At 59.6% G+C, this 19,360-nt stretch carries 17 protein-coding genes; 13 read left to right on the top strand and 4 right to left on the bottom strand.

Translation table 11 applies throughout. The features are described from left to right. Window positions 1-85: 85 nt before the first annotated feature. The 4 genes from FIU92_RS13040 to FIU92_RS13025 all read left to right on the top strand — a co-directional run bounded on the left by FIU92_RS13040 (window position 86) and on the right by FIU92_RS13025 (window position 4,398). A complete protein-coding gene (locus tag FIU92_RS13040; RefSeq protein ID WP_152459026.1) occupies window positions 86-1,501 on the top strand; it encodes an aminotransferase class V-fold PLP-dependent enzyme in 1,416 nt (471 codons plus the stop codon). 64 nt (window positions 1,502-1,565) lie between these two features. Next, a complete protein-coding gene (hisC, locus tag FIU92_RS13035; RefSeq protein ID WP_152459025.1) occupies window positions 1,566-2,651 on the top strand; it encodes a histidinol-phosphate transaminase in 1,086 nt (361 codons plus the stop codon). After that, window positions 2,648-3,568: a prephenate/arogenate dehydrogenase family protein gene (locus FIU92_RS13030; RefSeq protein WP_152459024.1), complete on the top strand. Its 921-nt coding sequence runs from the start codon at window positions 2,648-2,650 to the stop codon at window positions 3,566-3,568. The genes hisC and FIU92_RS13030 overlap by 4 nt, the downstream gene beginning before the upstream one ends. After that, a complete protein-coding gene (locus FIU92_RS13025) occupies window positions 3,565-4,398 on the top strand; it encodes an extensin family protein (protein ID WP_152459023.1) in 834 nt (277 codons plus the stop codon). The genes FIU92_RS13030 and FIU92_RS13025 overlap by 4 nt, the downstream gene beginning before the upstream one ends. Here FIU92_RS13025 and FIU92_RS13020 read toward each other — a convergent pair. Then, a complete protein-coding gene (locus tag FIU92_RS13020) occupies window positions 4,395-5,393 on the bottom strand; it encodes a DUF2125 domain-containing protein (protein ID WP_152459022.1) in 999 nt (332 codons plus the stop codon). The two genes, FIU92_RS13025 and FIU92_RS13020, sit on opposite strands and share 4 nt — an antisense overlap. A 66-nt stretch (window positions 5,394-5,459) precedes the next feature. Here FIU92_RS13020 and FIU92_RS13015 point away from each other — a divergent pair, with 66 nt between their 5' ends. The 3 genes from FIU92_RS13015 to FIU92_RS13005 all read left to right on the top strand — a co-directional run bounded on the left by FIU92_RS13015 (window position 5,460) and on the right by FIU92_RS13005 (window position 8,984). Next, window positions 5,460-5,990 carry a gamma-glutamylcyclotransferase gene (locus FIU92_RS13015; RefSeq protein ID WP_152459021.1) on the top strand — a complete coding sequence of 177 codons (531 nt, stop codon included), beginning with the start codon at window positions 5,460-5,462 and terminating at the stop codon, window positions 5,988-5,990. Window positions 5,991-6,059: 69 nt separating this feature from the next. After that, window positions 6,060-7,238, top strand: coding sequence for a biopolymer transporter ExbB (locus FIU92_RS13010; protein WP_152459020.1), 1,179 nt, complete (start codon window positions 6,060-6,062; stop codon window positions 7,236-7,238). Window positions 7,239-7,241: 3 nt separating this feature from the next. Next, a complete protein-coding gene (locus FIU92_RS13005) occupies window positions 7,242-8,984 on the top strand; it encodes a peptidoglycan -binding protein (RefSeq protein ID WP_152459019.1) in 1,743 nt (580 codons plus the stop codon). Window positions 8,985-9,034: 50 nt separating this feature from the next. On the opposite strand, the gene FIU92_RS13000 is transcribed toward FIU92_RS13005, so the two are convergent. The 3 genes from FIU92_RS13000 to gloB form a co-directional block, all read right to left on the bottom strand. Beyond that, a complete protein-coding gene (locus FIU92_RS13000) occupies window positions 9,035-9,922 on the bottom strand; it encodes a YHYH protein (protein WP_152459018.1) in 888 nt (295 codons plus the stop codon). A gap of 138 nt (window positions 9,923-10,060) precedes the next feature. Continuing rightward, entirely contained in the window at window positions 10,061-12,385 is a 2,325-nt protein-coding gene (gene clpA, locus FIU92_RS12995; RefSeq protein ID WP_152459017.1) for an ATP-dependent Clp protease ATP-binding subunit ClpA, read from the bottom strand. A 174-nt stretch (window positions 12,386-12,559) separates the two neighbouring features. Further along, window positions 12,560-13,327: a hydroxyacylglutathione hydrolase gene (gene gloB, locus FIU92_RS12990; protein ID WP_172978493.1), complete on the bottom strand. Its 768-nt coding sequence runs from the start codon at window positions 13,325-13,327 to the stop codon at window positions 12,560-12,562. Window positions 13,328-13,388: 61 nt separating this feature from the next. On the opposite strand from gloB, the gene FIU92_RS12985 reads away from it, so the two are divergent. The 6 genes from FIU92_RS12985 to FIU92_RS12960 all read left to right on the top strand — a co-directional run bounded on the left by FIU92_RS12985 (window position 13,389) and on the right by FIU92_RS12960 (window position 19,283). Then, entirely contained in the window at window positions 13,389-14,123 is a 735-nt protein-coding gene (locus FIU92_RS12985; RefSeq protein ID WP_152459015.1) for a class I SAM-dependent methyltransferase, read from the top strand. A gap of 300 nt (window positions 14,124-14,423) precedes the next feature. Beyond that, window positions 14,424-14,984, top strand: a complete 561-nt coding sequence (locus FIU92_RS12980; RefSeq protein ID WP_152459014.1) for a F0F1 ATP synthase subunit delta — start codon at window positions 14,424-14,426, stop codon at window positions 14,982-14,984. Then, window positions 14,985-16,523, top strand: coding sequence for a F0F1 ATP synthase subunit alpha (atpA, locus tag FIU92_RS12975; RefSeq protein WP_152459013.1), 1,539 nt, complete (start codon window positions 14,985-14,987; stop codon window positions 16,521-16,523). 15 nt (window positions 16,524-16,538) lie between these two features. After that, entirely contained in the window at window positions 16,539-17,417 is an 879-nt protein-coding gene (locus FIU92_RS12970) for a F0F1 ATP synthase subunit gamma (protein WP_152459012.1), read from the top strand. A gap of 18 nt (window positions 17,418-17,435) precedes the next feature. Then, entirely contained in the window at window positions 17,436-18,860 is a 1,425-nt protein-coding gene (gene atpD / locus FIU92_RS12965; RefSeq protein ID WP_152459011.1) for a F0F1 ATP synthase subunit beta, read from the top strand. A gap of 12 nt (window positions 18,861-18,872) precedes the next feature. Next, the gene (locus tag FIU92_RS12960; RefSeq protein WP_152459010.1) at window positions 18,873-19,283 is read left to right on the top strand and encodes a F0F1 ATP synthase subunit epsilon; all 411 of its coding nucleotides are present in this window, start codon (window positions 18,873-18,875) and stop codon (window positions 19,281-19,283) included. Window positions 19,284-19,360 lie beyond the last annotated feature (77 nt).

Here is a 19,360-nt window from a genome sequence, read left to right as displayed (position 1 = left end):
AAATTTTTTAAAATCCACGCAAAGATATGTGAAGTTTCCTCGGGCCAGAAATATCACATTGGTATGGCAGTAAGGAGCCAATGTCATGACCCTGTCCAAATTTCGTGCGGAACTCTGTTCCACCGCTCACAATTCAAATCTGCGCGATGGGCTGATCGGCGAGAACGTTCTGATCCCGGGTCTGCTTGGAGACGTGCCGCTTGTCTATGCGGATTACGTCGCTTCGGGCCGCGCGTTGCGGCAGGTCGAGGATTTTGTGGCGCAGGACGTATTGCCGTTTTACGCAAACAGTCACACCGAGGCCTCCTACTGTGGGTCCTACATGACACGTCTGCGCCGCGAAGCGCGGGCGGAAATAGCCCGCATTGTTGGTGCTCGGGAAGAGGACGCGGTGATCTTTACCGGGTCCGGCGCCACTGCGGGGCTCAATCGGTTGGTCAGCCTGCTAGGGGTGGCAGAGGCTGACCAGCCGATTGTCTTGATCGGCCCGTATGAACATCACTCAAACATTCTGCCGTGGCGCGAAAGCAAGGCACGTGTCATCGAAATCCCCGAGGCCGAGGGCGGTGGTGTGGACCTGCATGCCTTGAAAGCCGCACTGGAGGCCCATGTGGATGCCGATTTGGTGGTCGGATCGTTTTCTACCGCGTCCAACGTAACGGGCATTGTTACCGATCCTGATCCGGTCACGCGGATGCTCAAGGCGTATGGTGCCTTGGCCGTTTGGGACTATGCCGGTGGTGGGCCCTACCTGCCGATGGACATGGGGCCGGAAGGGGCCCGAAAGGATGCGATCGTGGTTTCGCCGCACAAGTTTCCCGGTGGCCCGGGCGCGTCAGGTGTTTTGGTTGTGAACCAATCGGCCGTGAAACGGACGTGCCCCAGCTGGCCCGGCGGTGGAACCGTCAGTTTCGTGTCACCGTGGCGGCATGACTACAGCACCGATCTGTCCACCCGGGAAGAGGCCGGGACGCCCAACGTGATCGGAGACATTCGTGCGGCGCTGGCCTTCATCGTCAAGGATGTCGTCGGAACGGACGAAATCGCCCGGCGTGAGGCGCAGTATAATCAAATGGCGCTGGACGGCTGGAAGAACAACCCGAACCTGACCCTGCTTGGGGTCGAGAAAGCGCACCGTCTGCCGATCTTTTCCTTCCTGGTGCGCGACAATGCGGGCCAGCCCGTGCATCAGCAGCTGTTCACGCGGATGCTCAGCGATATCTACGGCATTCAGGCGCGGGGCGGCTGTGCCTGTGCCGGACCCTACGCCCACCGCTTGCTGGGGATCGATCGGACAACTTCAGAGGCGCTGCACGCTGCCTTGTCCGCTGGGGAAGAAATGAAAAAACCCGGCTGGGTGCGTCTGAATTTCTCATATCTGATGAGCGAAGAGACGGTTCAGTTCATCATCGACAGCGTCAATGACCTGTCGCACCGGACCGAAGAATTCACGCCTTACTACAACGCTGACCCGGCAACAGCGCGCTTCAAGGCCGCATGAGGGAATTGCCGCTTTTCTCAACCCTTTGAGACAGGTATGAGAGGCCCATTCAACGGAGCCTCTCATGACCAAGATCACCCCACAACCCGGCATTATGGACATCGCGCTGTATCAGGGCGGTCAGTCGCACGTGGCGGGAGTGGAGCATGTCATCAAGCTGAGCTCGAACGAGAACCCGTTTGGACCCAGCCCCAAGGCCATAGAGGCGGTGCGCGATAGCGCGGCCACTCTGCATCGTTATCCCAGCACCGACCACGCGAGCCTGCGCGCGGCCATCGGCGCACGCCATGGGCTGGACCCAGCGCGGATCATCTGCGGTGTCGGCAGCGACGAGGTATTGCAATTCGTCGCCCAGGCCTACGCGGGGCCGGGGGACGAGGTGATCTATACCGAGCACGGGTTTTCCATGTACCCGATCATCGCCCGCATGGCCGGCGCGACGCCGGTCATGGTGGCCGAACGTGACCGCAAAGTGGATGTGGATGCCATTCTCGCCGCGGTGACGGGGCAGACGCGGATCGTGTTTGTCACCAACCCCGGGAATCCAACTTCGACCATGATCCCGAACGACGAACTGGAACGTCTGGCGTTGGGTCTGCCCGACGCCTGCCTGATGGTTCTTGATGGCGCTTATGCGGAGTTTGTCGAGGGGTTCGATGGCGGGGCGTCGCTGGTTGACGCCCATGGGAATGTAATCATGACGCGCACCTTCTCAAAAGTGTACGGGTTGGGCGGTATGCGTGTCGGATGGGGCTATGCGCACCGCCCGATCATCGACGTGCTGAACCGGGTGCGCCAGCCCTTCAACCTGTCAATGACCGCATTGGCGGCGGCTGAAGCTGCGGTAAACGATGTGGAATTCCTGACCTTCTGTCAGGCCGAAAACGCGCGCCTTCGCGTGTGGCTGGCCGATCAATTGGCCAAGGCAGGCGTGCCGTCGGACCCGTCCTGCACCAACTTCATCCTAGCGCGTTTCGCCGATCGGGCCGAGGCTGAGGCCTGCGATGACTACCTGAAAACGCAAGGTTTGATTGTCCGCCGGGTTGCAGGCTACAACCTGCCGAACGCCTTGCGGATCACCGTGGGCGACGAAGAAGCCTGCCGCCGTGTGGTTGCGGCGATCACTGCATTCAAAGAGGGCGCAGCATGAGCCAGATTTACGACCGCGTTGCGCTGATCGGGCTGGGCCTGATTGCTTCGTCCATGTTCTGGGCGATGAAGCGTGCAGGGCTGGCCGGGGAAGTGACGGGTTATGCCCGGTCTGAAAAGTCCCGTGAAGCCGCGCGCAGGATCGGATTGTGTGACCGTGTTTGCGACACGGCACGCGAGGCGGTCGAAGGCGCCGATCTTGTCGTACTCTGCGTGCCTGTGGGGGCTATGGGCGCGGTTGCAGAAGAAATTGCACCCGTTCTGAAACCCGGTGCTACCGTTTCGGATGTGGGTTCGGTCAAGCGGGGCGTCATTCGGGCGGTGCAACCGCATATCCCCGACGGTGTGCATTTCGTTCCCGCGCATCCCTTGGCAGGGACCGAGCATTCCGGCCCTGAATCCGGGTTTGCCGAACTCTTTGACAATCGCTGGTGCCTGTTGGTCCCAGTCGAGGGTTCGGACCCGGATGCCATTGCCCGCCTGCGCGCGCTTTGGGAGGGCATGGGGTCGAATGTCGATGAGATGGATGCGGATCACCACGATCTGGTTCTCGCCGTAACGTCCCATGCGCCGCACCTGATTGCCTACACGATGGTTGGCGTGGCCGACGATCTGCGACGGGTAACCGACAGCGAAGTCATCAAATATTCGGCCGCCGGCTTCCGCGACTTCACCCGGATTGCCGCGTCCGATCCGACCATGTGGCGGGATGTGTTCCTGTCCAACAAGGATGCGACGCTGGAAATCCTGGGCCGGTTCACCGAAGAGCTTTTTGCCCTGCAACGCGCCATACGCACCGGCGACGGCGATCATTTGTTTGACTACTTCACCCGCACCCGTGCTATTCGTCGCGGCATCATCGATGCCGGGCAGGATACGGATGCGCCGGACTTTGGGCGGGGAAAGACAAGTTCATGAGACTGCGCTGGGGGCATATTCTGATCGGGGTCGTGGCTTTGAGCGCCGCGCCGGTTCAGGCCGCGCCCCTTGATCAGTCTTTGGTGCCCCTCATGCGCCCTTTGACTGTTCAGCAGGCTGTCAGCGCGCCTGCCCCTTTTGACATTGCCAACCTCCGTCCGGTTTCGCGTCCGGTTTCTCCGCAAGTCACGGCTGCGGCGGCGCGCCCGTCGGAGCTGCCACTTCTGGGGCCGGATACGTCCTTGATGCCTTATTTGCGGCCCGAGTCTGTCGAGCAGCAGGTGTTGTTCAAAAGGCGCAAGCTGCGCAAAGGGTCTGTTTGCGGGGATATTGCCATTCAGGGCAAGCCTGTTGGCCGTGTGGGCAGCAAGAATTCAGCCTGCGGTGTCAAGGATGCGGTACAGATCACCTCGGTTTCGGGTGTGATGCTCAGCCGCCCCTCGACGATGGATTGCGGCACCGCCATTGCGTTGAACAAGTGGGTCGACAAGACCGTCAAACCCACCTTCAAACGCCGCGGGCCCGTGGTCGAGCTGCAAATCGCCGCCCATTATGCCTGCCGAACCCGCAACAACCGCAAAGGCGCGCGGATATCCGAACATGGCAAGGGCCGTGCGATCGATATCTCAGGTTTCAAAATGGCCGACGGTGAGGTGGTGACCGTCCTGAACGGGTGGCGCAAGAACCCGTCTCAGAAACAGCTCAAGAAGATCTGGCGCGGGGCGTGCGGCCCGTTTGGCACCGTGCTGGGACCGAATTCCGATCGCTATCACAAGGATCATTTCCACCTTGATACGGCCCGCTATCGCAGCGGACCCTACTGCCGTTAACGCAGGATCAGGCGCGGGGCAGGGCCCAAAGGCAGCGGCCCGAGCGCCACGAAACCATCGCGGAAATTCAGTTGCAGATCCAGCGCGTTGGGGTTTCCGCCCAGCCCTGCCAGAAAGTTCAGCCCTCGGGTGACGGGATCTACGGCCTGATCGGGAAGGGCACCCGCCGCGTTTGCCATTGCGATCATATCCCGCCAGTTTTCGGCTTTGACGGCAATCTCTCCGGTCGGGATACCTTGGGCGTCCACATCCAGATCGCCGGTCGCGAACAGGCGCAGCTCACCCCATTTGATCTCGGCCAGACGCAGATCGATGGCCACGGGCTGCGGACGACCGTCTTCGAGGGCGGACCGGCTCCAAACCTTGTCGAACGTGGTGACCATATCCAGTTCCAGCGTCTCAAAGCTCTGCGGCAATGAACTTGCGGAATGCATCAGGGCCCGCAGTTTTTCCCCCGGTGTAAACCCATCCGCGCGGGCCGTGATGGCATAGGCTTGGGAAATTGGCGTTTGTTCCATGATCAGGCTCAGCGTGTCGCCCGAGGCCAGCGTGGTGGAGTTTTCCGTCACCGACCAGGCTCCGGCCGTCAAAGCCATTTTCTCCAGCACGAGCGAGACGCCGGGCTGCAATTGCAGCTCGGCAAGCAATTCGTCGGCCACAATTGTTGATGTCTGGTCGAAATATGACAGACGTTGCGGTGTGTCCGCGAACCGCAATACCTGACGACCGGGCCAGATGGCGGGGCTTTTGAATTCGATCCAATCCGCGCTCCATGCCGTGCCGTTCACCGGATCCGCCAGTGCCGGATTGTTCAGACGGGTCATGTGGTGGGTCGGATAGCCTGCCGTTGCGACATTCGAGAAATCCGCTTGCCAGCCGCGCGCCTCCTGCTGTTCGAACCAGCCAGTGATCGCAGAGCGCAGGCCATACCCGGCCACGAACCAATAGGCGCTCCATGCCAGGGAAACAAAAATCAACACTCGTATCAGACGCATTCGAAAGGCCCTTTTTCCCGCCTTGGAATTGATGTTTATAGGCCGAAACAGGCAAGGACCAGTGCAATGACGATGTGGGTATTCGGATATGGATCACTGCTGTGGAATCCGGGCTTTCCGGTGGCACGCAGTGAACGCGCGACACTTCATGGTTATTCCCGGTCCTTCTGCATGAGCTCGATCCACCATCGCGGGACCGAAGAAAAACCCGGCCTGGTGCTGGCACTGGACGAACAGGAGAACGCAAGTTGCACCGGTTTGGCTCTTGCGGTCGAGGCGGGTCACGAAGACCGTACGCTGCACGAGCTGCGCGAGCGCGAGCTGATTTCCTCGGCCTATGTTGAACGTATGCTGGATGTGCACCTGGAAAACGGCGAAATCGTCAATGCCGTTACCTATGTGATAGATGCCGACCACGTCCAGTATTGCGGCGGGATGCCGTTGGAGGAACAGGCCCGGATCATCGCCCATGCGGTTGGCGGGCGCGGTCCGAATGACGAATATCTTTACAACACCGTAGAACATCTGGCCGAGATCGGGCTGCGTGACCATGATCTTGAGTGGTTGGCGCAACGGGTGCGCGACATCACCGCATAAACTCTTGGCGTCACGCGCGGAATCCCGCTAGATTCGACGCAAAGCAGGCAAATACCGGGAACCACGCGCATGGCGCAGGCACATCAGGGCGCGAGACCCCATTTCTCGCATCCCATTCGACAAATTCTGTTGATGTTGATGGCGATCGGCTTGTCCGGGCTGGGCGTGTTTCTGGCACTGCCTTACGTATTGCCGGTTTTCTATGCCAATCCGTATCTGAATGGTTTCATTCTGATCGTATTTCTTATCGGCGTCCTCGCTTGTTTTTATCAAGTCACGCAACTGATCGGGTCCGTGCGCTGGATCGAGGCCTTTGTCGGGGGCGTCGTTCGCGAAGATGCGCGCACACCGCAATTGCTGGCGCCTTTGGCTTCGCTGCTGCGCGAGCGAGGCGCGCGCTCGCAGATCAGTTCCACCTCAACCCGGTCCATTCTGGATTCCGTGGCCGAGCGTGTCGAAGAAGAACGGGAAATCACGCGTTATATAACCAATGTTCTGATCTATTTGGGTCTGCTGGGTACATTCTTTGGCTTGGCGACAACCGTTCCAGCCATTGTCGACACCATCCGCAGCCTGAACCCGCAGGAAGGCGAAGAGGGGCTGGCCGTTTTCAATCGCCTGATGACGGGGCTCGAGGCGCAGTTGCAAGGGATGGGTGTTGCGTTCGGGTCGTCTCTGCTGGGTTTGGCGGGATCGCTGATCGTTGGTCTGCTCGAAGTGTTTGCCGGGCACGGGCAGAACCGTTTCTATCGCGAGCTCGAAGAGTGGTTGTCCTCGATCACCCGCGTCGGGTTTGCCGGTGGTGAAGAGGGCGGGGCAGAGATCGCCGTACTGACACCTGTGCTGGATGCCATGTCCGAACAGATGGATGCGTTGCAGGATCTGTTTGCCGCTCAGGAAAGCGAGCGGGCCGAGGTTTCGGCCAAGCTGGGGCAACTGGTCGATGTGATTGCCGAGATGAACAATCGCCAGGCCAATACCGAAAGCGTCACTTCGGCTCTGGAGCGTGTCGCGCTGGGGCAGGATGCGTTGCTTGACCACATGCGCGAACATGGTGCAGGCGATGGCATCGATGCCGAAAGTCGGATGCGCCTGCGCTCGATGGACGTGCAGTTGCTGCGCATTCTCGAAGAGATTTCGGCGGGTCGTCAGGAAAGCATGAACGAATTCCGCAAGGATATAGAACTGCTGGTCAAGGCCCTGACCCTGCCGCGGGGCGCGGTGCGCACCACGCCGGAAGGAGAGTAACCCATGGCGCTGTCCCGCCGCACCGGTCAACGCTTCCAGGGCTCGGTCTGGCCCGGATTCGTGGACGCGATGACCGGGCTGCTGATGGTGCTGACATTCGTTCTGACCATTTTCATGGTGATTCAGTTTGTTCTGCGCGAGACCATTTCGGGGCAGGAAGACGAACTGACGACACTGGCAGACGAAGTTGCTGCGCTTGCGGGCGCACTGGGTTTGGAAGAGCGTGAAAACAGCCGCTTGCAGGCAAGGCTGGGTGCGTTGAACACGACGCTGTCGCAGGCCGAAGACGATCTGGCGCAAGCGCAGTCGCTGATCGCCTCACTGACCACCGAACGCGACCGTCAGGCCGCCGCGCTGGATCAGGCGCAGACCCGTATCACGAATTTCGAAGCACAGGTTGCGGCGCTGCTTGCCGAGCAGGAACAGGCTTTGGGCGACATCGCAGCGCTTGAGACTGAGCGCGAGCAATTGCTGACGGAACAAGAGGCGCTGAACCTTGCCCTTGCACAAAGTCGCGAGGAAATCGATGCGCAGACGGAAGCGGCCCGATTGGCAGCCGCCCGCCGCGAAGTGCTGGAAGCAATGGTTGCGGATCTGGAGCAAAGCGGCAAGGAACGCGCGGCGGAAATCGCCACCCTTGAACAGCAACTGAGCGATGAAGAAGCCGCCCGCCTAGTCGAAGCCGCTGCTGCCGAGGCATTGCGAAACCGCCTTCAGGATGCGGATGCCGAGCTGACGGCCATGACGCTGGCGCTGGAGGCACAACGCAAAGAGGCCGAAGACACGCTGACCCTTCTGGCCGCTGCGCAAGCCGCGCGGGCCGAGCTTGAGCGACAATTCGGTGACGTGAACCCTGATGAATTGCGCGCCCAGCTTGAAGCTGCCCTGGAGGCGCAAACGCAAGCGCAGGTGGATGCTGATGAGCAACGCACCTTGGCCGAACAAAGGCAGGCTTTGCTGGCTCTGGCCGAATCGACATTGTCAGAAGAGAAAGAAATCTCAGCCGAGGCCCAGCGTGAGGCGGCACTTCTCAACCAGCAGATTGCCGCCCTGCGCGGGCAGTTGGGGTCATTGCAGGCCCTGTTGGATGATTTCGAAGAGCGCAACGAGGCCGCCGAAATCCAAATCCAGACTTTGGGTCAGGACCTGAATGCCGCGCTGGCCCGTGCCGCTTCGGAAGAACGCCGCCGCCGCCTGCTGGAAGAAGCCGAACGCCTGCGTCTCGAGGCCGAGGCCGAAGCACTGGCCGGTCAGAATGAGGAACTGGCAGCGCAGGCGGAAGATCTGCAACGCTATCGTTCGGAATTTTTCGGACGTCTTCGGGATGTCCTTGGCGATCAGGAAGGTGTGCGGATTGAAGGCGACCGTTTTGTCTTTTCGTCCGAGGTTTTGTTTCCGACAGGATCAGCCGTGCTGTCCGCGGAAGGGCAGCAGGAGGTTGCGAAAGTTGCCAACATCCTGCGCAGTGTCGCCGCTGAAATTCCGCCCGGTCTGAACTGGGTGATCCGGGTCGACGGCCATACCGACAACGTTCCGCTGGCTGGTTCGGGCCGATACCGGGACAACTGGGAACTCAGCCAGGGTCGCGCGTTGTCTGTTGTGCGCTATATGGTCGACGCGCTGGGCATCCCGCCCAATCGTCTGGCGGCAAACGGGTTTGGTGAATTCCAGCCGGTCAATCCGGCTGACACGCCCGAGGCGCGGGCACAGAACCGCCGGATCGAGCTGAAACTCACGGAAAGATAGCAAAACCCTTGCCTCTTGCCTGGGTAATCTGCGTGATGGGGTCAAACCGATTACCGTCTGCCAAAGCGAAAGCTTTGATCCGGAGTGCCCATGAAACACCGGGGTACCACGGGGTAATCCTCGGTCAGAAAATACGCATAGGTTCCTGAAGGGTATTCTGCTGAAACGGTGAAGGCGCCGTTGCATTGGTCCAAATTGCCGTGACCCTGAACAAAAACGTAGTCCTCGTTGAAGGTGCCGTCATGCCGCCCGCCCGGCGCAGCGCCACCCGGCCGGTTGCCGGGTTTCAGACGATAGGACGACGTCATTTCGGTCACTTTGCCCCCTACGACGCCAGTGACGGCATATATCGGGAAACCATCTGCGGCATAGCCGATCAAGGGTGAATGCTCGGACGGTGACCATCCCAGCAGCTTGACCAACCCTGTCGGTACACCGTGATAGTGATATTTTCCATTCGGCTGTACATGGGCAAAATTGGCGTCCAATCCCAAGGAAACAGCGCCACCCAGAGCATTGTAGGACCACCCGGATCCGGGGTCGCCATGCCAGAACTCGGCCGCCAGCGGGTCGAATACAACCCCGTTGAGTGACACGCCAAAGTTCCACCCCATTTGCAGCGGCGTGATTGCACCTTTGGCCGTTGGATTTGCAGGCAATTTCAACCTGACCTTCTGCTGTTCGATCTGGTGCGGATTGCCTTGGTTTGGAAACCGGCCAACCAGATGATCAGGAATACCATTGCCCGTCACTTTGATTTTTCCGCCTTTTTCTTTCACCAAAGCGCTGCTTTTCCCGGGGTTTTCGGTTGCGGGCACCAACCTCAACGGTTCTGCGGTCGTTTCGTCGTGATAGCGAAACCGGTGCTGTGCAGTTGCCACAGCGGCAACGGCGGATAGGGCAAAGGCGGCGCCCCAGAGGATTGAAATTTTGCTCACGTGTCGATCCCTGTCTTGCGTTCATCATTGAAGATGACACGCAGCAGAAGTCTTTTTCCGTCGCATTTTATGCTGCCAGCAGAGAAAAAGCCCGGCGATGGGGATCGCCGGGCTTTGAAGGAGTTGTCTGTATTTTGGTCAGTCTGCCGTCAACAGAGGTGGTTTGTCTCCTGAAATGCGCCGTTGGTCCGGGCCAAGAATTTCAAGATCCAGTTCGCCTTTCTTGACCGAGACACGAACCACGCCGCCCTTGGCCAACTTGCCGAACAACAGCTCTTCGGCCAGGGGTTTCTTGATGTGCTCCTGGATCACGCGACCCAGCGGGCGTGCACCCATCTTGTCGTCATATCCCTTGTCGGCCAGCCACTCGGCAGCTTTTGGGGTCAGGTCGATGGTCACGCCACGATCCAGCAGTTGTGCCTCAAGCTGTAGGACGAATTTCTCGACTACCTGCAAAATGACCTCTTTCGGCAGCGGTGCGAAGGAGATCACGGCATCCAGACGGTTGCGGAATTCCGGTGTGAACATGCGCTCAATCGCGGCCGTGTCTTCGCCTTCGCGCCGATCGCGACCGAAGCCGATGGCGGCCTTGGCCTGTTCCTGCGCGCCCGCGTTCGAGGTCATGATCAGCACCACGTTGCGGAAATTCACCGTGCGCCCGTTGTGATCGGTCAGCTCGCCGTGGTCCATCACCTGCAACAGGATGTTGAACACGTCCGGGTGGGCCTTTTCGATTTCGTCCAGCAGCAACACGCAATGCGGATGCTGGTCGACACCGTCGGTCAGCAGACCACCCTGATCAAACCCGACATAGCCCGGAGGGGCACCGATCAGGCGGGAAACCGCATGTTTCTCCATGTATTCCGACATGTCGAAACGCAGCAGTTCTACACCCAAGGTATCCGCCAGCTGTTTCGCCACCTCGGTTTTGCCAACCCCCGTCGGACCGGCAAACAGATAGTTGCCGATGGGTTTTTCAGGTTCGCGCAGACCGGCGCGGGCCAGTTTGATCGCACTGGACAGCGCCTCGATTGCCAGATCCTGACCAAACACCACCCGTTTCAGCGATGCTTCGAGGTCTTTCAGCACCAACGCATCATCCTTGGTGACGTTCTTGGGCGGAATACGCGCGATCTTGGCGACAACCGCCTCGATCTCTTTGACGCCAATGGTCTTGCGCCGCTTGCTTTCCGCGACCAGATGCTGCGCCGCGCCGGCCTCGTCGATCACATCGATGGCCTTGTCGGGCAGCTTGCGGTCGTTGATGTAACGCGCCGACAGCTCGACCGCCGTCTTGATCGCATCGGCGGTGTATTTGATGTCATGATGCTCTTCGAAATAAGGCTTCAGCCCGCGCAAAATCTTTACGCTGTCCTCCACCGAAGGCTCGTTCACGTCGATCTTCTGGAACCGGCGGCTCAGCGCACGGTCCTTTTCGAAGTGCTGACGGAACTCTTTGTAGGTGGTCGAGCCCATGGTGCGCAGTTTGCCGCCCTGAAGCGCAGGCTTCAGCAGGTTCGAGGCATCCATAGCCCCGCCCGAGGTCGCCCCGGCACCGATCACGGTATGGATTTCGTCGATGAACAACACCGCGTCCGGGTGATCCTCCAGTTCGGTCACAACCGCTTTTAGACGTTCTTCGAAATCACCGCGATAGCGGGTTCCGGCCAACAGCGCGCCCATGTCCAACGAATAGATCGTGGTATTGGCCAGCACATCGGGGGCCTCGCCACCGACGATCTTGTGCGCAAGGCCTTCTGCGATGGCGGTCTTGCCCACACCCGGATCCCCCACCAACAGCGGGTTGTTCTTGCGGCGGCGGCACAGCACCTGGATACAGCGTTCCACCTCATCCGAGCGTCCGATCAGCGGATCGACATCGCCCGCTCGAGCCTTGGCGTTCAGATCCACGCAGTATTTTCCCAGCGCGCTTTCTTTCTGTTCGGCTTCGCCGGATGTGGTCTGGGCGTCTTCTTCCACCTGATCCGCACCGGATACCGAGCGGCTTTCGCCGTAGGCAGGATCCTTGGCGACGCCATGCGCGATGAAATTGACCGCGTCGTAACGGGTCATGTCCTGCTCTTGCAGGAAATAGGCGGCATTGCTTTCGCGTTCGGCGAATATGGCGACCAGAACGTTGGCGCCGGTCACTTCGGTCCGGCCCGAGCTTTGCACGTGGATCGCGGCGCGCTGAATGACGCGCTGGAACGCTGCGGTGGGTACGGCTTCGGATCCGTCGATATCCGTGACCAGATTCGAAAGATCCTCGTCGATGAACTCCACCAAAGTGCTGCGCAACTCGTCCAGATCGACACTGCACGCTTTCATGACGCGCACGGCATTGGGTTCTTCCAGAAGGGCCAGCAGCAAATGCTCCAGCGTTGCGAATTCATGGCGCCGTTCATTCGCAGCCGCCAGGGCCGCGTGGATGGCTTGTTCCAATGTGCTCGAGAATGAAGGCACGCGGGTGCTCCTCTGTCTTGGGTCAGAAGGGGGCGGTTTCTTGGCCGGAACCCCATCCCAACCATGTCCTCATACTATTAGAGTTTGGTTGATCGTGGCCCGGCTTCAAGGGTTTTCTTTCACTTGACAGTCACATTTGTTGTGACCGTGGCCCTGAAGAGGAGCAAATAGGCATCAGAACCGGTCTTTTCTAGCCCGAATTTCGGCAAAAACGGCCTCGGGGTCAGCACCCACCATACCCAATTTCGCCTGAATCGCCGGATCGGCGGCCCTCAGGAACGGATTTGTGGCCTTTTCAAGGGCCAGAGTCGAAGGAACAGTGGCTTTTCCGGCCGCACGCGCGCGGTCGATATCCGCAATGCGATCTTTCAAGGCTTGGTTTTCGGGATCGACTGTAATCGCGAATTTGGCGTTGGATTGTGTATATTCGTGCCCTGAACAGACCAAAGTGTCGTCCGGCAGGGCGGCCAGCTTGTTCAAAGAGGCCCACATTTGCGCGGGTGTGCCCTCGAACAGGCGCCCACAACCCAGCGCCATCAGGCTGTCGGCGGTGAACACGGCGGAACTCTGCGGCATGTAGAATGCGATATGGCCATCCGTGTGCCCGGAAACGTCCAGAACCTGAACCGGTTCGCCGCCTATCTCGAAACTGTCCCCCTCGGTGACTTGCTGATCCAGCTGCGGCAGGCGATTTGCGTCAGCGGCGGCCCCGATGACCTTTGCCGGCTGTTTGGCCAAAATTCCCGCAAGCCCGTCCACGTGATCCCAGTGATGATGGGTCAACAGCACATGTGACAGCGTCCACCCCCGGTCATCCAGCGCCTTCAGGACCGGTGCGGCCTCGGGCGCGTCGATCAGCGCGGTCTGGCCAGTGACGGCGTCATGCGCCAGAAAGGCGTAATTGTCGCTCAGGCACGGGATTGTAACGATTTCAAGAGGCATGGCCTTTTGCCCTTTCATTGCTAGACTACGCCCAGCTAAGCCGATTGACCGGATGTCCGCAATGCATCTTGATGTACAGGATCTGAGGAACTTCTATTACCGCAGCACATTGGGGCGTGCGGCGCAGGCGGCCATTCGCGGGCGTCTGATCGAGCTTTGGCCCGAAGCAAAAGGCCAGACAGTGGCGGGATTCGGTTTCGCGGTGCCTTTGCTGCGCCCTTACCTGTCGGATGCGCGCCGGGTCATCGGGTTGATGCCGGGACCGCAGGGCGTGATGCCCTGGCCGGCAGGCATGCCCAACGTTTCGGTCCTGACCGAAGAAACCCTCTGGCCGATCGAGACCGGCCACGTGGACAAGCTTGTGGTGATGCATGGGCTGGAAACGTCGGAACGGCCAAACCAGTTGCTTGACGAATGCTGGCGCGTGCTGGGCCCCGGTGGCCGGGCCGTCTTCATAGTACCCAACCGGGCGGGTCTGTGGTCACGGTCGGACAAGACCCCGTTCGGGTTCGGGCGCCCATACTCGGCAACTCAGCTGGAGAACCAGCTCAAGGCGCATCACTTTCTGCCCGAGGTGCATTGCTCGGCCTTGTATATGCCTCCGTCGTTCCGGCGATTCTGGTTGAAATCCGGCAACCTGATCGAAAAGACCGGCCAGCGGATTCCGACGGTGATGGCGGGTGGGGTGCTGATGGTCGAAGTCAGCAAACATATCCGCCCGCCAAGCGGCAGCGTGACCAAGGATGCGGTCAAAAAACCGATCAAGGCGCTGGACGGCTTGCTGAAGCCCGCCTGAGACCCCGGGCAATTCCATGCGAAAAATTGAGGAAAAAAAGTCACAGGAATCGCAAAAACCTGCATATTCGTAACATTTTTCAACTGGGCCAATGTGTTCAAACCGTCGCACTTGCCGTAAGTTAATGAAAAATAACAATTTGTGGATAAATCTGTTACCGCTATAGCGTATTGCTTGGTTGGTTCGGCTCTGCTACATCCCCGGTGATTTTGATCCCCGACCGTCTGGCCGGGGTTTCTTCACGCCCCCGGGGTAGCTGCCGCACGCGAATTCGGGGCCCAAAATATCGGAAGGGTGGACGTGTCCGAACCAGCTTCGATTTCCACTGGCATCGCCGAGCGCTATGCCACCGCGATCTTCGAGATCGCAAAAGAGAACAACGACCTTGCAGGTCTGGAATCCGGCATCAATGATCTGGCAGCCGCGCTGGACGACAGTGCAGAGCTGCGCGACCTGATCGCATCGCCGCTGGTTTCCCGCGCTGAACAGGAAGGCGCGATCACTGCGATCGCAGACAAGATGGGTCTGAACCCCATCCTGCACAACACGCTGGGTCTGATGGCGCAGAAGCGCCGCCTGTTCGTCGTGCCGCAACTGCTGAAGGTTCTGCGCGACATGCTGGCCGAAGAGCGCGGCGAAGTGACCGCCGAGGTTGCCTCGGCCAAGGCACTGACCAAGACCCAGATGGAAAAACTGTCCAAGACACTGTCCGAGCGTGTGGGCAAGACGGTGACAATCAATGCGACCGTGGATGAAAGCCTCATCGGCGGTCTTGTCGTTAAAGTGGGCTCGAAAATGATCGACAGTTCGATCCGTTCGAAGCTGAACTCCCTACAGAATGCAATGAAAGAGGTCGGATAAATGGGAATCCAAGCTGCAGAGATTTCTGCAATCCTGAAGGACCAGATCAAGAATTTTGGTCAGGAAGCCGAAGTGGCCGAGATCGGTCGCGTGCTGAGCGTCGGTGACGGGATTGCCCGTGTATACGGTCTGGACAATGTGCAAGCCGGCGAGATGGTCGAATTTCCCGGCGGCATCATGGGCATGGCGCTGAACCTGGAAAGCGACAACGTCGGTGTCGTTATCTTCGGTTCCGACCGTGACATCAAAGAAGGTGACACCGTCAAGCGCACCAACTCGATCGTGGACGTTCCGATCGGTGACGAGCTGCTGGGCCGCGTTGTGGACGGTCTGGGCAACCCGCTGGACGGCAAAGGCCCGATCAACGCAACCAAGCGTGGCGTTGCAGACGTCAAGGCCCCCGGCATCATCCCGCGTAAATCGGTTCACGAGCCGATGGCAACGGGCCTGAAATCGGTTGACGCGATGATCCCGATCGGCCGTGGCCAGCGTGAGCTGATCATTGGTGACCGTCAGACCGGCAAAACCGCCGTTGCTCTGGACGCAATCCTGAACCAGAAAACCTACAACGACGCAGCAGGCGACGACGAGTCGAAGAAACTGTACTGCGTTTACGTAGCGATCGGTCAAAAGCGTTCGACCGTTGCACAGCTGGTGAAGAAACTGGAAGAATCCGGTGCGATTGAATATTCGATCGTTGTGGCCGCAACCGCTTCGGACCCGGCTCCGATGCAGTTCCTGGCACCCTACGCCGCAACTGCGATGGCTGAATACTTCCGCGACAACGGCCGCCACGCGCTGATCATCTATGATGACCTGTCGAAACAGGCTGTGTCTTATCGTCAGATGTCGCTGCTGCTGCGTCGTCCGCCCGGACGTGAAGCCTATCCTGGCGACGTTTTCTACCTCCACTCCCGTCTGCTGGAACGTTCGGCGAAGCTGAACGAAGACTTCGGCGCGGGCTCGCTGACCGCTCTGCCGGTTATCGAAACCCAGGGTGGTGACGTTTCGGCGTTTATTCCGACCAACGTGATCTCGATCACCGATGGCCAGATCTTCTTGGAAACCGAACTGTTCTACCAGGGCATCCGTCCTGCCGTGAACACCGGTCTGTCGGTTTCGCGTGTGGGCTCTTCGGCTCAGACCAACTCGATGAAGTCGGTTGCCGGTCCGGTTAAGCTGGAACTGGCTCAGTACCGCGAAATGGCGGCCTTTGCGCAGTTCGGTTCCGACCTCGACGCCGCAACCCAGCAGCTGCTGAACCGTGGTGCGCGTCTGACCGAACTGATGAAACAGCCGCAGTACTCGCCGCTGACCAACGCTGAAATCGTCTGCGTCATCTTCGCAGGGACCAACGGTTACCTCGACAAGATCGATGTGTCCGACGTTGGCCGTTACGAAGCTGGCCTGCTGGCACACCTGCGTGGCAAGCACGCGGATCTGCTTCAGTGGATCACGGACGAAGACCCCAAGATCAAGGGTGACGCTTCCGACAAGATCAAGGCTGCGCTGGACGAATACGCCGCAACCTTCGCTTAAGGGAGAGGCGGGCATATGCCAAATCTTAAGGACCTTAAAAACAGGATCGAGTCGGTCAAATCGACCCGCAAGATCACCAAGGCCATGCAGATGGTCGCGGCTGCAAAACTGCGCCGCGCCCAGGAATCTGCCGAAGCCTCGCGTCCATATGCCGAACGGTTCAACGCCGTGATGGCAGGGCTGGCGGCTTCGGTCGGGGGCAGCGACAGCGCCCCCAAGCTGCTCCGTGGTACGGGCAGCGATGATGTCCATCTGCTGGTTGTCATGACAGCTGAACGCGGCCTCTGCGGCGGCTTCAACTCGAACATCGCCAAGCTGGCCCGTGTCAAAGCGGAAGAGCTGCGCCTGAAAGGCAAGACAGTCAAGGTTTTGACTGTCGGCAAGAAGGGCCGCGACGCGCTGAAGCGTGATTTTGGCGATCTGTTCGTTGGACATATTGACCTGAGCGAGGTCAAGCGTCTTGGCTATGCCAACGCGCAGGACATCGCGAAGGACATCCTGTCTCGTTTCGACGGGGGAGAGTTCGACGTGGCCACGATCTTCTACTCGAAGTTCGTCAACGTCGTGACCCAGATCCCGACGGCACAGCAAATCATCCCTGCCTCGTTCGAGGACGAAGCGGCGGGTGACGACAGCGGTGCCATCTTCGACTACGAGCCCAGCGAAGAAGCCATTCTGGCCGACCTGCTGCCCAAGGGGGTTGCGACCGCGATCTTCTCGGCTCTGCTCGAAAACGGGGCGTCTGAACAGGGTGCACGGATGTCCGCGATGGACAACGCGACACGCAACGCGGGTGAGATGATCGACAAACTGACGATCCAGTTCAACCGCTCGCGTCAGGCCGTGATCACCAACGAGCTGATTGAAATTATTTCCGGCGCCGAAGCGCTGTAAGAAAACCGGAGACGAAACATGGCGAATGCAAAAGGCAAAGTCACACAGATCATCGGGGCCGTCGTCGACGTGCACTTCGAAGATCAGCTGCCTGAAATTCTGAACGCGCTGGAAACCACCAACAACGGCAAGCGCCTGGTGTTGGAAGTTGCTCAGCACCTGGGTGAAAACACTGTCCGCACCATCGCGATGGACGCGACCGAAGGTCTGGTCCGCGGCGAGGCCGTGACCGACACCGGCGCACCGATCTCGGTTCCGGTCGGCAACGCCACCCTGGGCCGCATCCTGAACGTGGTCGGCGAACCGATCGACGAAAAGGGCCCGGTCGAAGCCACCGAAACCCGCGCCATCCACCAGCCCGCGCCCGAGTTCGACGAACAGTCGACCGAGTCGGAAATCCTAGTGACCGGCATCAAGGTTGTTGACCTGCTGGCCCCTTACGCCAAAGGCGGTAAGATCGGCCTGTTCGGCGGTGCCGGCGTTGGTAAAACTGTTCTGATCATGGAACTGATCAACAACATCGCAAAAGTGCACTCGGGCTTCTCGGTGTTCGCGGGTGTTGGTGAACGGACCCGTGAAGGGAACGACCTGTACCACGAGATGATCGAATCGAACGTCATCAAACCCGACAACCTGTCGGAAAGCCAAGTGGCCCTGGTTTATGGTCAGATGAACGAGCCTCCGGGTGCGCGTGCGCGTGTTGCTCTGACCGGTCTGACCTTGGCCGAGCAGTTCCGCGACCAGTCCGGTACCGACGTTCTGTTCTTCGTCGACAACATCTTCCGCTTTACGCAGGCGGGTTCCGAGGTGTCGGCTCTGCTGGGTCGTATTCCTTCGGCGGTGGGCTACCAACCGACACTGGCCACCGACATGGGCGCCTTGCAGGAACGCATCACCTCGACCAAGTCGGGATCGATCACTTCTGTTCAGGCGATCTACGTGCCTGCGGACGACCTGACCGACCCTGCGCCGGCAACCTCGTTTGCCCACCTTGACGCGACCACCGTTCTCAACCGTGCGATCTCGGAAAAGGGTATCTACCCGGCCGTGGACCCGCTCGACTCGACCTCGCGTCTGCTTGATCCGGCCATCGTTGGAGAAGAGCACTACAAGGTTGCGACCGACGTTCAGCAGATCCTTCAGCGCTACAAGTCGTTGCAGGACATCATCGCCATCCTCGGCATGGACGAACTGTCCGAAGAGGACAAACTGACCGTGGCACGTGCCCGTAAGATCGAACGCTTCCTGTCGCAGCCGTTCGACGTGGCCGAAGTCTTCACCGGTTCGCCCGGCGTTCAGGTTCCTCTGGATGTGACCATCGCGTCGTTCAAGGCCGTTGTAGCCGGCGAATACGATCACCTGCCCGAAGCGGCCTTCCTGATGGTTGGCGGCATCGACGAAGTGATCGCCAAAGCGGAGAAGATGGCCGCAGAAGCCGCCTAAGGAGCACACCTGATGGCAAACACGATGCAATTCGACCTCGTCAGCCCCGAGCGGAGCCTTGCTTCGCTTGCGGCGAGCGCGGTCCAGATTCCCGGCGCGGACGGGGACATGACGGCGATGCCCGATCATGCCCCCACTATCACCACGCTGCGCCCGGGCATCCTGAAGGTCGAGGCACCCGAAGGTTCCAGTGAATATCTGGTCACCGGTGGGTTTGCTCAGATCAATGGCGATGGCCTTTCGGTTCTGGCCGAAAAGGCGATCCCGGTTGCCGAAGTGACCCGGTCGCATCTGGATGACCTGATCGCCGAAGCCCGCGCTTCGCACGAGGCTGCGAAGGCTGGCGACGATCAGACCATCGTCGACGATGCTGCCAAGCTGCTGGCTGACATGGAAGCCCTAGGAACACATATGAGCCTGTAACGGGCCCACTGGTGAAAAATTTGAGCGGCCTCGCAATTGCGGGGCCGTTTTTTTGTCGTGCTTTTGCCGAAATGCCG

The sequence above is a fragment of the Ruegeria sp. THAF33 genome (assembly GCF_009363615.1).
In the GTDB taxonomy this organism is placed as follows: Bacteria; Pseudomonadota; Alphaproteobacteria; order Rhodobacterales; family Rhodobacteraceae; genus Ruegeria.
This window is presented reverse-complemented; position numbering and strand designations above follow the sequence as displayed.